Origin of the sequence: Janthinobacterium sp. LS2A, from assembly GCF_036543145.1 — a bacterium.
Classification (GTDB): domain Bacteria; phylum Pseudomonadota; class Gammaproteobacteria; order Burkholderiales; family Burkholderiaceae_D; genus Janthinobacterium; species Janthinobacterium aestuarii.
Map to the genome: position 1 here is coordinate 153,768 of NZ_JAZHPB010000004.1, position 15,203 is coordinate 168,970.

The 15,203-nt window shown below is 62.6% G+C and carries 14 protein-coding genes; 11 read left to right on the forward strand and 3 right to left on the reverse strand.

Annotated features, from left to right (window positions below; translation table 11 throughout):
- The first annotated feature begins 23 nt into the window (after positions 1-23).
- From phoU to V3C40_RS13515, 11 genes are all read left to right on the forward strand, one after another.
- Positions 24-734, forward strand: coding sequence for a phosphate signaling complex protein PhoU (gene phoU, locus V3C40_RS13465; RefSeq protein WP_034755071.1), 711 nt, complete (start codon positions 24-26; stop codon positions 732-734).
- A 5-nt stretch (positions 735-739) separates the two neighbouring features.
- Entirely contained in the window at positions 740-1,429 is a 690-nt protein-coding gene (locus V3C40_RS13470) for a response regulator (protein ID WP_034755074.1), read from the forward strand.
- An 11-nt stretch (positions 1,430-1,440) separates the two neighbouring features.
- The gene (gene phoR / locus V3C40_RS13475) at positions 1,441-2,757 is read left to right on the forward strand and encodes a phosphate regulon sensor histidine kinase PhoR (RefSeq protein WP_034755076.1); all 1,317 of its coding nucleotides are present in this window, start codon (positions 1,441-1,443) and stop codon (positions 2,755-2,757) included.
- Between the two features lie 77 nt (positions 2,758-2,834).
- Entirely contained in the window at positions 2,835-4,031 is a 1,197-nt protein-coding gene (senA, locus tag V3C40_RS13480) for a selenoneine synthase SenA (protein WP_331777690.1), read from the forward strand.
- A 35-nt stretch (positions 4,032-4,066) separates the two neighbouring features.
- On the forward strand, positions 4,067-6,013 hold the full coding sequence (locus V3C40_RS13485) for an ATP-dependent helicase (protein WP_331777691.1): 1,947 nt from the start codon (positions 4,067-4,069) through the stop codon (positions 6,011-6,013).
- 93 nt (positions 6,014-6,106) lie between these two features.
- Entirely contained in the window at positions 6,107-7,021 is a 915-nt protein-coding gene (locus V3C40_RS13490) for an NAD-dependent epimerase/dehydratase family protein (protein WP_331777692.1), read from the forward strand.
- 108 nt (positions 7,022-7,129) lie between these two features.
- Positions 7,130-7,414, forward strand: a complete 285-nt coding sequence (locus tag V3C40_RS13495; RefSeq protein WP_331777693.1) for a hypothetical protein — start codon at positions 7,130-7,132, stop codon at positions 7,412-7,414.
- Positions 7,404-7,787 carry a LiaF transmembrane domain-containing protein gene (locus tag V3C40_RS13500; protein WP_034755139.1) on the forward strand — a complete coding sequence of 128 codons (384 nt, stop codon included), beginning with the start codon at positions 7,404-7,406 and terminating at the stop codon, positions 7,785-7,787. The genes V3C40_RS13495 and V3C40_RS13500 overlap by 11 nt, the downstream gene beginning before the upstream one ends.
- A complete protein-coding gene (locus tag V3C40_RS13505) occupies positions 7,777-8,592 on the forward strand; it encodes a LiaI-LiaF-like domain-containing protein (RefSeq protein WP_072454750.1) in 816 nt (271 codons plus the stop codon). The genes V3C40_RS13500 and V3C40_RS13505 overlap by 11 nt, the downstream gene beginning before the upstream one ends.
- A 6-nt stretch (positions 8,593-8,598) precedes the next feature.
- On the forward strand, positions 8,599-9,675 hold the full coding sequence (locus tag V3C40_RS13510; RefSeq protein ID WP_331777694.1) for a sensor histidine kinase: 1,077 nt from the start codon (positions 8,599-8,601) through the stop codon (positions 9,673-9,675).
- A gap of 11 nt (positions 9,676-9,686) precedes the next feature.
- Complete coding sequence (locus tag V3C40_RS13515) at positions 9,687-10,430, forward strand: LytR/AlgR family response regulator transcription factor (protein WP_331777879.1); 744 nt, start codon at positions 9,687-9,689, stop codon at positions 10,428-10,430.
- Here the strand turns inward: V3C40_RS13515 and V3C40_RS13520 are convergent.
- The 3 genes from V3C40_RS13520 to V3C40_RS13530 all read right to left on the reverse strand — a co-directional run bounded on the left by V3C40_RS13520 (position 10,416) and on the right by V3C40_RS13530 (position 15,119).
- The gene (locus V3C40_RS13520) at positions 10,416-12,671 is read right to left on the reverse strand and encodes an ATP-dependent DNA helicase (protein WP_331777880.1); all 2,256 of its coding nucleotides are present in this window, start codon (positions 12,669-12,671) and stop codon (positions 10,416-10,418) included. The genes V3C40_RS13515 and V3C40_RS13520 overlap by 15 nt on opposite strands.
- Before the next feature lie 5 nt (positions 12,672-12,676).
- A complete protein-coding gene (locus tag V3C40_RS13525; protein WP_331777695.1) occupies positions 12,677-14,329 on the reverse strand; it encodes a VRR-NUC domain-containing protein in 1,653 nt (550 codons plus the stop codon).
- A gap of 85 nt (positions 14,330-14,414) precedes the next feature.
- Positions 14,415-15,119: an SMI1/KNR4 family protein gene (locus V3C40_RS13530; protein ID WP_331777696.1), complete on the reverse strand. Its 705-nt coding sequence runs from the start codon at positions 15,117-15,119 to the stop codon at positions 14,415-14,417.
- Between the last annotated feature and the right edge of the window lie 84 nt (positions 15,120-15,203).

The window sequence follows — 15,203 nt, forward strand, 5'->3', positions numbered from 1 at the left end:
ACAACTGAATACGGAGAGACAGCATGATAGGCGAACATTCATCCAAGCAATACGACAACGAACTCGAAGCGATCCGCTCGAAAGTGCTGCTGATGGGCGGCATCGTTGAAACCCAGTTCCTCGACGCGATGACGTGTTTCCGCATCGGCAATGCCGAGCGCGCGGATCGCGTGATGCGCGAAGACGACGTCGTCAACCAGCTCGAAGTGTCGCTCGACGACGCGTGCAGCCACTTGATCGTGCGCCGCCAGCCGGCCGCCAACGACTTGCGCACCATCATGGCCACCATCAAGGTGATTACCGACCTCGAGCGCGTAGGCGACGAGGCGACCAAAATCGCCCGCGTGGCGAAGAATCTGCACAAGCGCGGCAACGGCGTCGTCAATCACTACGAGATGGTGCGCGGCATTGCCAATACGGCCACCGACATGCTACACGACGCGCTCGACGCATTCGCGCGCAACGATGGCAAACAGGCATTACAATTAATTGCGCAAGACGCCATCATCGACCATGAGTTTCGGTCTATCATGCGCAACCTGATTACCTTTATGATGGAAGACCCGCGCACGATTTCGGCGGCGCTCGATACCCTGTGGGTGGCCAAGGCCATCGAACGGATCGGCGACCATGCGAAAAACATCGCCGAATACGTGATTTACGTGGTTGAAGGCAAGGACATCCGCCACACCAAGGTGGCTGCTCCCGCCATTTCCGAGGAGCTCCCTGAGTAAGCTTTATGGCATCTGATAAAACCACGGTATTGATTGTTGAAGATGAGCCAGCCATCGTTGAACTGGTGACCTATTCGCTGCGCGAATCCGGCTGGAATTGCTGTTCCGTACAAAACGTCGCCGATGCCTGGGAATTCATCCAGCACCGCACGCCGCACCTGATCCTGCTTGACTGGATGTTGCCGGACCAGACGGGCTTGCGCCTGCTGTCGCGCATCCGCGCCGACCGCAATTTCGCCGCCATCCCCGTCATCATGCTCACCGCCAAGAGCATGGAAGAAGACAAGCTGGCCGGCCTGAACAGCGGGGCCGACGATTACGTCACCAAGCCGTTCTCGCCGCGCGAACTGCTGGCCCGTGCCAAGGCTCTTTTGCGACGCAAGAGTCCGGAACACGCGCAGGCGCCCATGCGCGCCGGCAACGTAGCGCTGGACCCCGTCAGCTGCACCGTGATGATGGATGAACAGAAGATCGATATCGGCCACGCCGAATACAAGCTGCTGAAATTCCTGCTGGCCCATCCGGAACGCGTGTTTTCGCGCAGCCAGCTGCTCGACAAGGTGTGGGGCGACCATGTGGTGATCGAGGAACGCACGGTCGATGTCCACGTATTGCGCTTGCGCAAAGCCTTGAAAGAGGCGGAAAGCCTGATCAAGACCGTGCGCAGCGTCGGCTACATGTTGTCTGAAAAGTAAAGCTTGACTCTATGAATCCGAAATTGCTGTTCTGGGTACCAGCCGCCTTGCGCATGGTGTTGGCGCTGCTGGGCGTGGCCGTCGTCTGGTATCTGTTTGGCGCCACGTATGCGCTGGGCATCGCCTTCGTGCTGATGGCCATGATGGTGTTCGTACAGCTGTCGTATCTGTTCCAGCTGAGTAACTGGCTGGACAATCCGCAAAGCGCCAAGCTGCCCGACGGCTGGGGCGCCTGGACCAGCATTTTCGCGCGCCTGTACCGCATGCGCCGCGACGACGAGAAAAACCAGGCCGAGCTGACGGAATGGCTGGCGCGTTTCCGCCAGGCCATGCACCTGCTGCCCGACGGCGTCGTCATCATGGACGACGTGCTGTTCCTCGAATGGTGCAATCCGGCCGCCGAGAAACACCTGGGTCTCACGCACGAGCGCGACAAGGGCATGCGCGTGACCAACCTGATCCGCAGCCCCGAGTTCATGGATTACATCATCCTGGGCCGCTACGACCAGCCGCTGACGATCACCTTCCGCAACCGCAAGCTGATCGTGCAAATCATTCCATTCGAGAACCGCCGCCAGATCCTCGTCACGCACGATGTGACGGAGACGGAACGCATCGAAATGATGCGCCGCGACTTCATCGCCAACGCCTCGCACGAACTGCGCACGCCGCTCACCGTCATCGTCGGCTTCCTGGAAATCGCTTCCGCCGAGCTGGATCTGGACGCCACCACGCGCGCCTCCCACCTCAAGCTGATGACGGAGCAGGGCCACCGCATGCAGCATCTGATCGAGGACATGCTGACCCTGTCGCGCCTGGAGTCGGTCGACTACCCGCTGCGCCCCGAGCCCGTGGATATCAAGAAACTGATGCAGCAAGTCTTGCGCGACGCCAAGGGCTTGTCAGCCGGCAAGCATGAGGTGACCATGGAATGCGACGGCCCCGACGTGCTGGGCAGCTACGACGAGCTGTACAGCGCATTCGGCAACCTGGCGTCGAACGCCGTGCGCTACACGCCGGCGGGCGGCACCATCACCCTGCGCTGGCAGGATGGCCCGGCCGGACCGCAATTCATCGCGCAAGATACGGGCATCGGCATCAGCCAGGAGCATATCTCGCGCCTGACGGAACGTTTCTACCGCGTCGATAAGAGCCGTTCGCGCGAAACCCAGGGCACGGGACTGGGCCTGGCCATCGTCAAGCACGTGCTGCTGCGCCATGGCGGTACCCTGGCCATCCAGTCCGTGGCCGACAAGGGCAGCAGCTTCATCGTCAGCATGCCCAAGTCCGTCGTCACGCCGCTGCAGGGCGAGTTGCTGGTCAAATAGGCGAGGGAAGGGGAGGACTTCTTCCCTGTTTCCTCTGCGACTAGTGCAAGGTTGGCATAAGTCGTTACAATCAGGCCATGACTTTAATCAACACCTCTTTTCGCCACGCCGGCGCGCAACAACTGGCCCAGTCGCTGCAGGCTGCGCGCCACACTACTTTATCGCTGTTCGACTGTTACGTTACTGCCGGCCTGGACGTGGTGGCCGGCATGCCCCGTCATCCGCGCCTCAATCCGCCCTTGTGGCAACTCGCACAGATCGCCTGGTTTGCCGAGTGGTACGTCCTGCGCGAAGCCGCTTCCAGCCATCCGGCCGACGCCATTTATAACTCGCTGCTGACGCGCGGCGACGACTTGTTCGACGCCAACATGGTGGAGCACCGTACGCGCTGGAAGCTGGAATTGCCCAGTCCGGGCGCCGTCAAGACGTATTGCCGCGAAGTGCTCGACCGGGTGCTCGATAAACTGTCGCGCGAAGCCAATGTCGACAGCGCCCTGGCGCCGTACCGTCTGGCCTTGGCGCATGAAGACTTGTGTGGCGAGGAAATGCTGGCCGGCCTGCAATGGCTGGGCCTGGAAGCGCCGGAATCGCTGGCTGCCAGCCCGGCTTTGCCACCAGGCGCGGGCGAGATCGCTTTTCCAGGTGGCACCATCGAACTGGGCTCGCCGCGCGGGGCCGGGTTTGCCTTCGACAATGAATCGCCGCCTTATGCCTGCTACGTGCCGCCGTTTTCCATCGATGCCTGCGCCGTATCGAACGCCCAGTTTGCCGATTTTGTCGCCGACGGCGGCTACCAGAACCGCCAGTTCTGGAGCGCGGCCGGCAGCGCCTGGCTGATGCAGCAGGAGCGCTCGTCGCCCCTGTACTGGCTGCGCGAAGCGACACAATGGCGCACCATGCGTTTCGGCCAGCGCACGACCTTGCCGCCGAATGAAGCCGTGCGCCACATCAACCTGTATGAAGCGCAGGCGTACTGTGCCTGGGCGGGGCGCCGCCTGGCGACCGAGGCGGAATGGGAGTATGCTGCGCTGTCCGGCCACCCGCGCTTTCACTGGGGCCAGGTGTGGGAGTGGACGGCGACGCCGTTCGAACCGTATCCGGGCTTTGCGGTCGATGCCTGGCGCGAATATTCGGCGCCGTATTTCATGCAGCACCAGGTGTTGCGCGGCGCCGCCTTCGCCACGCCGCCGCGCCTGCATTCGCCCCGCATGCGCGCCTTCCACGCGCCCGAACGGGGCGACATCTTTGCCGGCCTGCGCACTTGCGCCTGGTAACGGCGCAGAGAGTAGCAACCATTTCAGGAATTCTTTTGAGTACAGATAACGCCCCGCAGTTCATTCCCAAACGCATCACGCCCACGCCGGAGCAGGTCGCCATCCAGACGGCGCAAAAGAAGGTGGTCTTGATCGACGCCAATGCCGGCGCGGCCAAGACGACGACCCTGGCCCTGCGCCTGGCCGAAGCGCTGCACCGGGGACGTGCGCCCGAACGCATGCTGGCCCTCGTCTTTACGGAAGCGGCGCGCGTGGCCCTGCGCCAGCGCCTGCTGGAAGTGGGTGTGCCGCTCGGTGTCGTCAAGCGCTTGACGGTCGACACCTTCGACGCCTTTGCCGCCAAGGTGCTGTTGCAGCTGGAAAACATGCAAGTGGCAGCCATGCGCAGTGATGAAGAGCTGCGCCCGATTGCCTGGGAAGCGCTGGAAGTCGTGTCGGAAAAATATGCTCACCGCTATCCGCTGGAAATCAACACGACGAACGGGGCCATCGCCGAATTCTTGAAATTGCAGCTGCGCACCAAGGCGCGCCTCGATTTCCAGAATCCCGACTTCGAAAGCAATTCCCTGGACGACAACCTGGAGCTGCTGGGCATGTCGCGCACGCATTACCTGTGGCTGCGCGAATACGAGGGCTTGCGCGGCGCCGACACGGGCGACATCCAGTTCCGCGCGCCGTTCGACGCCACCTACGACCTCGTGCGCATGCTCGACGGCGACGAGCCGCTGCGCCAGCAATTGCCGGCCTTCCAGATCATCGTGGCCGATGAATTGCACGATTTGAATGAAGCGTCGTTCCGCCTGTTGACCATGCTGATACGCCGCGGCAACGCGTTTTTCTGCGGCGCCGGCGACAAGGATCAAGTGATCTACACGTGGTCGGGCGCCGACCACCGCTTCCTGCGCCAGCGCTTCGAGCAGGAATTCCCCACCTTGCAGCGCTTGCCGCTGACCGCATCCTACCGCTACGGCCCGCAATTGGCGCAGGCCGTGGGCGTGCTGAAAAACAAGGCCAGCGTGTCGGCCCTCACGCGCGCCACCCACATCGAGCTGCTCGAATATGACCACGCGCAGCCGCAGGCGTGCAGCGCCCAGCTGATCGCCGCGCTCGAACACGCGCATGCGGGCACGACGGCCATTTTGCTGCGCGACCGCGACCAGGCCATCCGCGTGGAAACGGCGCTGTTCCAGAGCGGCATCGCGTATGGGCTGGTGGACATGAACAGCTATCTGCTGAGCCTGGAAGTGCTGATGCTGCGCGGCATGGTCGCCATCGCCCGCAAGGATTTGCACGCGATCAAGAGCGGCCCGCGCCGCGGCGAGATCCTCGAAGCCCTGGTGGCGTTCGCGGAAATTCCTTTTACGCGCGCGGAGCTGCAGCAAGCCAAGGTCGACGTGGCCAACTATCCCGACTTGCTGGAAGGCTTCTTGACGAACCAGCTGGCCAAGTCGCAGAACCAGGACAAGGCGGCGCTGACCCTGGCCGCCGTCGATTACCTGCGTGCGCTGCCCCCCGACGCGCTGGCGGGCGATGCGCTGCAGCACATCTTTGGCCTGATGCAGCTGGAACAGACGGCGCGCCGCATCTACGTCGATCCGGCCCAGGCGCGGGTTGTCGCCCGCTCCCTGCACGGTTTTATCGCCGTGTGCAGCGAAGCGGGCGTGGCGCTGGGCGGCTTTGCCGGCTGGCTGGGCGAGATGGAAGAGGCCGTGACGGTCTCGACCGGCAAGGCCAAACTGGTCATCGCCTGCATCGACCAGATCAAGGGCCTCGAATACAACCATGTGATCTTGCCCTACCTGGCCGTCGACGAATTCCCGCGCAGCAAGACCGACCCGCTGGAAGAGGAAAACCGTTTCTACGTGGCCGCCACGCGCGCGCGCGACAGGCTCACCTTGCTCACGCCGGAAGACCCCGCTTACCGGAGCCGCTACATCGCCGCCCTGCAGCTCAAGCAGAAGATTGTTGCGTCGAAGTCATAGATATTTTGCTGTGTGGCCGCTTTTTGCGAAAGACGAAAGTGGGCATACTGGACTGGTGTGATTGACAGCAATCTAACCAGACAGGAGTAAAGCATGAAGATTTTCTTGACAGGCGCGGCAGGTTTCATCGGCAGTTCCATCGCGGCGGGCCTCGTGCGCGCCGGCCACCAGGTGACGGGCCTCGTACGCAAGCCAGAGCAGGTGGCCGAGCTGGCCACCATCGGTGTGTTGGGCGTGCACGGCGATTTGAACGACCGCGCATTGCTCATCGAGCAGGCGAAGGCGGCGGACGCCGTCATCAATGCGGCCAGCAGCGACCACCGGGGCGCCGTCGAGGCGATCCTTGAAGCGCTGGCCGGCACCAACAAAGTGTTTTTGCACACGAGCGGCTCGTCCATCGTGGGCGACGCGTCGGGCGGCGAGGGCACGGAACAGATTTATTTTGAAGACAAGCTGCCGGCACCGACGGCCGACAAGGCGGCCCGGGTCGCCATCGATGACCTGGTGCTGGCCAGCGCAGGCCAGGGCGTGCGCGCGAGCGTGCTGTGCAACACTTTGATCTACGGCCATGGCGCCTTGCCGCGCGACAGTGTGCAATTGCCCCGCTTATTGAAACAGGCGCGCAAGAGCGGCATCGTGCGCCACGTGGGGCCGGGCCGCAATAGTTGGTCCAACGTGCATATCGACGATGTCGTCAGCCTGTATCTGCTGGCGCTGGAAAAGTCGCCCGCCGGCACGTTTTATTTCGTCGAATCGGGCGAAGCGGCTTTCCGTGACATGACGGCCGCCATCGCCACCGCACTGGACCTGGGTTCCGCACAGGACTGGCCGTTGCCCGAGGCCATTGCCGAATGGGGCTACGAGATGGCTTCCTACGGCCTCGGTTCCAACAGCCGCGTGCGCGGCGAGCGGGCGCGCAAGCTGCTGGGCTGGCAGCCGCAGGGTCCGTCCGTGCTGGAGTGGATCGAGAACGATATGCTCAAGCCGCCGCACGCCGTCGCCGGTTGATGCAGCTCAGCAAAACCGCACCAGTGTGCGCTAGCGAACGGTGCTGTTTTGCGATCGGGAGTATGATGGCTTTGCTTGGTTGAGACGCACTGCCGTGAAGTTGTCGGCATGTTCGATCTTCCAGCAGGTCAGCCGGTCGCCTCAAGGATCGGCACCAGATTTCCGCCGCCGGCGCCGTTTGCGCCATGCGGCTGTGCACTGCAACTCAAGGTCGCGGTGTGTGCTGCGAACCCCTTCAAGGCCGGCCTAGCCGGTCTTTTTTTTGCCTGTTTTTTCTGCCGTTGCGCCATTCACCGCCACCTGTCCGCCATTCGCCGAAGCGCTGTTTTCGCGCGCCCGAAATCCGCGTATCTTTACGATCAACCAACTTCAAGGGGTGACCGTGAAACCTGAACCAGCGTATTACCGCCGTACCCAGCTGCTGTGGGGCGTGCTGCTGATCGCCATCGGCGCCATCATCCTGCTGGACCGGCTCGATGTGATCTATCTCCATGACTACTATGCACTATGGCATTATTGGCCAGTGATACTGGCCGTCTTCGGCCTCAACAAGCTGCTTACGCCCGTGTCCGCCAAGCAGGTACTGAGCGGCCTGTGGCTGATCTTCTTCGCCGCCTGGTGGTATGTGTCGTATGAAGAACTGTGGAACTTGAATTTCTACAATAGCTGGCCAGCCTTGCTGATCGCCTGGGGCGTGGGCCTCGTGCTCGAACCGCTGCTGAACAAACATTTTATTGCCTACCGGGAGTCCGAGCATGAAAAATAGACCGCCGCTGCATTCGCCATCGCAGATCGTGCTGGGCGTCATCGTCATCGGCCTGGGGCTGCTGTTCCTGCTCGATAACCTCGGCTTCATCAATGTGCGCTATACCTTCCGCTTCTGGCCCACCATCCTCATCATTTTCGGCTTGCTGAAAATATCGCAAAGCCATTCCCGCTCCGGCTACATCGTCGGCGGCGTGATGGTCTTGCTGGGCCTGAGCTGGACCTTGAAAGCCATGGGATTGTTCTACATCAACTGGAGCATGCTGTGGCCGCTGCTCATCATTGCCGCCGGTGTGGCCGTCGTGTCGAAATCCCTGCCCGGCGGGCGGCAGCGGCAGCGCCGCCGGCACTTTGCCGCATCGCCCGATGGCAGCGCCGCGCCTGACGCCTTCGGCCAGCCCAGGAATGGCGCCGTATCGCTCGACAAGGAAGCCGCCGATGCCACTGCAGCGCCCGGCACCGGCGGCCAGGCGGACGACGACAGCATCATCGAAGTGACGGCCATCCTGGGCGGCTACGTGCGGCGCGTATCGTCGCAGCGCTTCAGGGGCGGCGATATCAACGTCATCATGGCAGGCTGCGAAATTGACTTGCGCCAGGCATCGATCGAAGGCGAAGCCGTGCTCAACGTATTCGCCCTGTGCGGCGGCGTCACCATCAAGATTCCGCCCGACTGGAGCGTGGTGCTGCAGGGCACGCCCATCCTTGGCGGCTTCGAAGAAAAGACCATCGTGCCGCCGAACCAGAACAAGCGTTTGTACGTGACGGGCTACGCCATCATGGGCGGCCTGGAAATCCGCAACTAGGCGCGCATGTCCGGACCCTTGTCGAAGCGGCGCGGCGCCGTGGTGGTGTTGCTGGTCTGCATCGCGCTGGGCCTGGCCCTGGCCGCCATCTTGGCCAGGGTGGCGCACGCGCCTTGGCTCAATGCGATGCTGCTGGTGGTACCCGCCACGCTCGTGTATGCGATCGGCTCGGGGTTTTCCGCGTTTTATTTGTGCCGCGCCTATCCCTTGCACGCCCGCCATCCGTTCGCCATTGCCAGCGTGATGGGCGTGGCGGCCCTGTTCGCGGGCTTGCTGTGGGCGACCCTGCTGCAATTTTTGAACAGCGTCAGCCTGTTGACGGAACAGCACTGGCTGGGCGTGAACTTGACGCAGTCGCTGCTGGCCCTGTTCTTCGGCCTGGGCGCGCTGCTGTATTGCCTGGCCGCCGCCGTGCATTACCTGCTGCTCGAATTCGTGCGCGCCAGGATGGCCGAGCAGCGGGGCCTGGAAGCGCAGCTGATGGCGCAGGAAGCGCAACTGCGCATGCTGCGCACGCAGATCGATCCGCATTTCCTGTTCAACAGCCTGAACTCCATCAGCGCCCTGACGTCTATCGATGCGGCGGGCGCGCGCCAAATGACGGTGCAGCTGGCCAGTTTCTTTCGCCAGAGCCTGAGCCTGGAAGCGCACAAGCACATCACCGTGCAAGAGGAACTGGTGCTGATCCGCCACTTTCTCGCCATCGAGCAAGTGCGTTTCGGCGCACGCCTGCAAGTGGCGGAAAGCATCGACACTGCGGCGCTGGCGTGTCTGTTGCCGCCCATGCTGATACAGCCGCTCGTGGAAAATGCCGTCAAGCATGGTATCTGCGGTTTGACGGAGGGTGGCCTGATCGCCATCGATGTCCGGCGCGCGGGCAGCTTGCTGCAGATCGCCGTGCGCAATCCCGTCGATGCGGATCAGGGGCCGGCGCGCGGCAACGGCGTGGGCCTGGAGAATGTGCGCCAGCGCCTGGCCGGTGCGTATGGCCACGAAGCGGGCGTGCATTGGGCGCGGCGCGGCGCGGCGTTTGAAGTAACGCTATCGATGCCGGCACAGACCGGCGACACGGAGGAAGCATGATGCAGGCAAGAATGCGGGTGGCCATCGTCGATGACGAATTGCTGGCGCGCAGCGTGTTGCGCGAATACCTGGCGCGCCATGACGATATCGAAATCGTCGCCGAGTGCGCCAACGGCTTTGACGCCGTCAAGGCCATCGCGGAACTGGAACCGGAGCTGGTGTTCCTCGACATCCAGATGCCGCGCCTGGACGGTTTTGAAGTGGCCGAATTGATCGGCGCGAAGACAAAGTTGATCTTTGTCACGGCCTACGACCAGTACGCCTTGAAAGCGTTCGAATGCCATGCCCTCGACTATCTGTTGAAACCGTTCAGTGAACAGCGCTTCGACCAGGCGCTGGCCCATGCGCGCGCCAACCGCAACGCTGCCGCCGCGTCCGAGTCCGCTGCCGTGCAAACGCTGGCGCGCGAGGCGGCCACGCGCACCGCGCCTTTGGACCGCGTGCTGATCCGCGACGGCGCCAAGGTGCACGTCATCGCCAGCGCGCGCATCGACTACATCGAGGCGCAGGACGATTACATCAGCATCCGTTCCGAAGGCAAGTCCTACCTGAAAAGCCAGACCTTAGCAGAACTGGAAACCCAGCTCGATCCCGCCAAGTTCCTGCGCGTGCATAGATCATATCTGCTCAATATCGATGGCATCCGCCGCATCGAGGCGGCAACGAAAGACAGTCACGTGGCCATCCTGCGCGATGACACGCGCATTCCCGTGAGCAAGGCGGGCTACCAGAAGCTGAAGTTACTGGTTGGCTAGCTGCACATCCCACCAGGTGGGCAAGAGTTGCCGGATTTCCGGGCGCGAAAAACGGTCGTCGATCAGGTAGACGACGCCCTTGTCCGACTGCGTGCGGATGACCCTGCCGGCGGCCTGCACCACTTTTTGCATGCCCGGGTACAAGTACGTGTAATCGTAGCCGGCGCCGAAGATGTCGCCCATGCGCTGGCGGATCTGCTCGTTGACGGGATTGATCTGCGGCAAACCCAGGGTGGCGATGAAGGCGCCGATCAGGCGTGCGCCGGGCAAGTCGATGCCTTCGCCGAACGCGCCGCCGAGCACGGCAAAGCCGATGCCGCGCGTGTCCAGGCCGAAACGTCCGAGGAATTGTGCGCGGGCACTGTCATCCATGCGGCGCGGCTGTTGCCACAGGGGCACGTCCGGATAATGCTGGGAGAACAAGTGGGCCGTCTTTTCCATGTAGTCGAAGCTGCTGAAGAAGGCCAGGTAGTTGCCCGGCGTTTCCGCGTATTGCTTCGCCATCAGCTGGGCGATGGGCAGCAAGGAGGCGGCGCGGTGCTGGTAGCGCGTGGAAATCGTGTCGGCCACGCGCACGGACAATTGTTCCGCCTGGAATGGCGACTCCACGTCGACCCAGGCCGTGTCGGCCGGCATGCCCAGGGTGTCGCTGTAGTAATTCCACGGACTCAGGGTGGCGGAAAACAGGGCCGTGCTGTGACTGGCCGCGAAGCGTTCCTTGAGAAACGGTGCCGGCACGATGTTGCGGATGCAGACGGTGGAGCCAGTGTCTGTTTTGCTGACGTCGAACAGCGAATGCTCGCCGAAACTTTCCGCCAGGCGGTTGATCAGCAGCACGTCAAAGTAAAAGCGCTGCAAGTCCTCGTCCAGGGCCGTAGCGTGTTCGGCCATGTAGTCGCCGATGGCCGTGGCCACGCCTTGCAGGGCGCCAAAGAATTTGTCGGGCAAGGCCGCATGCACGTGGTAGTCGCCATCCTGCTCTTTCAACAAAGCCGTCCACTGGCGCGAGAGGCGGTCGAGCGGTTTTTTCAACGCTTCGGGAGCGAACTTGCGCAGCATCTTCAGGTCGATCTGCGCCAGTTCGGCGGTATACATGCTGCGCGCGCGCGACACCATATTGTGCGCTTCGTCGACCAGCACGTTGACTTTCCAGTCGTGGGCCAACGTCATGCCGTACAGCATGGCGCTGAGGTCGAAATAGTAATTGTAGTCGCCGATGACGACGTCGCTCCAGCGCGCCAATTCCATGCCCAGGTAGTAGGGGCAGATACCTTGCTGCAAGGCGACGGCGCGCACGGCTTCCTTGTCGAGGATCAAGCCGCTGGCCAGCGCCACCTCGCGCGCCAGTGGCAGGCGGTCGTAGAAACCCTTGGCCAGCGGGCACGATTCGCCATGGCAGGCTTTGTCCCGATGTTCGCAGGCGCTGGTCTTGGCGCTCAGTTCCAGCACGCGCAAGGGCAGCAGCGGGGCGCTGTCCTTGAGGATGGCGCAGGCGTCGAGCGCCATCTGGCGGCCGGGCACCTTGGCGGCCAGGAAAAACAGTTTATCGAGGCCATGCGCGGCCGTCGCTTTCAACATGGGGAACAGGCTGCCCACCGTCTTGCCGATGCCGGTCGGCGCCTGCGCCAGCAAGCCGCAGCCGCGGCTGCTGGCCTTGTACATGGCTTCGGCCAGCTGGCGCTGGCCCGGGCGAAAGTCCGCATGGGGAAAGGCCATGGCCGTGAGCTGTGCGTCGCGGCTGGCGCGGTGCGCCATTTCCTGCTCGGCCCAGTCGAGGAACAGCGCGCAATGCTGTTCGAAGAAGGTGCGCAGCGCCTCGGCCGTGCACTCCTCGTGCATGACGGTTTCCTTCTGGCTCACGATATCGAAATACACGAGCGCCACGCGCAGCATGGGCAAGTTCAGTTGCTGGCACAGCAAGTGGCCGTAGATGCGCGCCTGCGCCCAGTGCAACTGGCGATGGTTGGCGGGCATGGCGTCCAGTTCACCCCGGTAGGTCTTGATCTCTTCCAGCTGGCGCCGCGCCGGGTCGTAGCCATCGGCGCGGCCCCGCACGTGCAGGGGGCCGAAGTCGCCGCACAGGCTGATTTCACGCTGGTAATCATCGTCGCGCCGGCCCGTCACGGTGGCGTGGCCGGCCATGCCTTCCTGCGCCGTGGGGGACGGTGTAAAACGCAAGTCCAGGTCGCCTACCTTGGCCGTGAATTCACACAGGGAGCGTACGGCGATCGTATACTTCATGCCGCTCATGTGGCCACCTGCCATTGCAGGTAGCACACGCTGACGGGCATCGTGTGTTCGGCGCAATACGCGATCCAGCGCAGCTGGTTGTCTTGCAGGCGGTCGCCCGGACCCTTGACCTCGATCATGCGGTAGCGCTGTTCGGCCGGCCAGAACTGGATCAGGTCGGGAAAGCCGCTGCGGTTGCTTTTAATGTCGAGCAAGATGCGCTCGAACGCCTTTTTCAAGTGCGCGGCCGGGATGCAGGCCAGCGCCAGGTCCAGCAAGCCGTCGTCCAGCACGTCCCAGCTGACGAAGGGCGAAACGGTGCCGTGCTTGGCGGCAAGCGTGGCGCGGATGGCCGCGTGGTAGCTGCCGTCGCCCAGTTGCGCCAGGCAGGCGGCAAAGTCCTTGCTGCGGCGCTGGTAAAAATCGGCGCTGTGCAAGTCGGCCGGGCCACGGTGGAACGGGTGGAAGAAGGCGCCCGGCATGGGCTTGAAGATGGCGGGCCAGCACAGCAGGCCGAACAGCGAGTTGATCAGGGTGTTTTCCACGTAATACACGGGCGCATCCTCCCGCATCAAATGCTGCTGCACCACGCCTTCCACGTAGCACGCCTGTTCCGGATAGGGCAGCAGCAGGTCGATGCGCTCCACGGCGGCGGCCGCATTGGCCGCCTGTTTGGCATGCCCCAGCTTGCGCCGCAAACGGGGCGCCATGCGCAGCAGCAATTGCTGTTCCGCCTCGCTTTCCGGCGCGGCCAGGGCGATCGTCAAGCGTTCGTAGGCCGCTTGCGGCTGCTCGTCTTTTTCCAGCACGCGGATGGCGCGGCCACGCGCGCCCGGATAGCGGCAATCGGCGTAGGCACGGTAGGCGGCCGGCCAGTCCTGGCATTTTTCCAGGTGCTGGGCGATCTGGAAGCGCAGCTTGTCGCGCCGGCTGGCCAGCCAGGTATTGTCCTCGGACAAGGGCAGCGCAGCCAGTTCCTGCAGCACCTCGTCGGCCGGCGCGCTGTCGTTGTAGCGTTCGCGGCACTGGTGCAGCACTTCATAGTGCTCGATATCCTGGCGCGTGCGAAACCCGCGCGACTGCGGCGAGAATTCCACTTTTTCGTATTGATACACGCCGAGGTCGGACAGCACGAATTCCGACCAGTCCTGGTGGTAGTTGCCAAAGTAAATCAGGCGCAGGCGGTCGCACAGCGCTTGCAAGCCGATGCGGTACAGCACGTCGGTGCAGGCTGGATGCCAAGCGGAAAACGGTTTACTTTCCCCATGCTGCTCGCGCAAGGCGTCCAGCTGCTCGGCCTTGCGCGCCGCTTTCAGCGGGGCGGCGAGGGCGAAGGCCTGGACGATTTCTGCTTTCAGCAGCAGTTCGAACAGTTCATCGAGCGAGATCGCTGGATCAGCCTCGACCCAGCCCGTGGCCAGCAAAGGCAGGGCGGCCGCGCGCGCGTCGCCGATTTCCGGGTAATTGAGCTTGCTGGCGCGAAACAGGCAGCCCTTGCGCATGACGAGGCGCACGAACAGGGCGCGCGACGGCTGCGGCAGTGCGCTGAAGGCGGCGATAAACTGCGTTTCTTCAGGGCTCAGCAGATCGGCGTAACGCGCAGCTATCCAGTTCAGCACATCCTGGAAATTATCCAGATAGTACAGGGGATTTTCCAGGACTCTCAACATGGGGGCAATAGGGCAAGGTTAACGATTTTACTGTGTTTATATACAGTTTAAACCTTCAGCCGCCGCTTGCCCAGCGATTTTATGTTCAGTCAGCCGTGCTGTAGGCAAAATAGCTGTTGAACTTTTCACAGGGAATCAGTTCTGCGCGCAGGCTGGCCAGTTCGATATCGGTCAGCAATCCCCTGTGCGTTTCCGTGCGTCCCTTCGGCAGCGCCACCTCGTAATCGATGATGTCCCTGGCCAGCAAGGCGTGCAACACTTCGGCTTGCCGCGCCGTCAGGTAGCGCGCGTGCGTGCCCAGGGTTTTTGCCAGTTGCTCCTTGAATGCCTCGTCGCTGACGTCGTTGTACGTATCCTGGTCCGCCATGCTGTTCAACAACATGTGAACCATGAAATCTTGCAGGTTTTTTGCCAGGTACTGGGCTTCATTCTCGTCATGCCACAGCAGCACGATGGGCATCTCGCCGTCTTGCTCGCTTGACGCGAAAAAGCAGTAGTGGTCGCCCGCGCCCGTTTGCGCGAAGGGAATGAACTGGAAGGTGGGATCGATCTGCCGGTAATCGTCCGTATCCAGCAAGGTTTCCGCTTCCGCGGCAACGGCCTCGATGTTGAGCAATTCGAAATCATCCGCATGCAACAGCAGGGTGGGCCGCTCCGTCAATGTGGGATAGACCAGCTTGTACCAGTCGGGGCCGTATTCGCCCACGGCCAGCATGCCGTCGCGCTCCAGCTGCCGATACAATGCGGGATAGGTGAAGCCGTGCTGCTGTTCAATTTCTGACAGTGTCATGTTTGCCCCGTTAAACGTGATTCGTGTGGGCATGATAGCCGAGGCCGTGCCTCGCACGCTTCACGGCAGCAACGATGGACATCA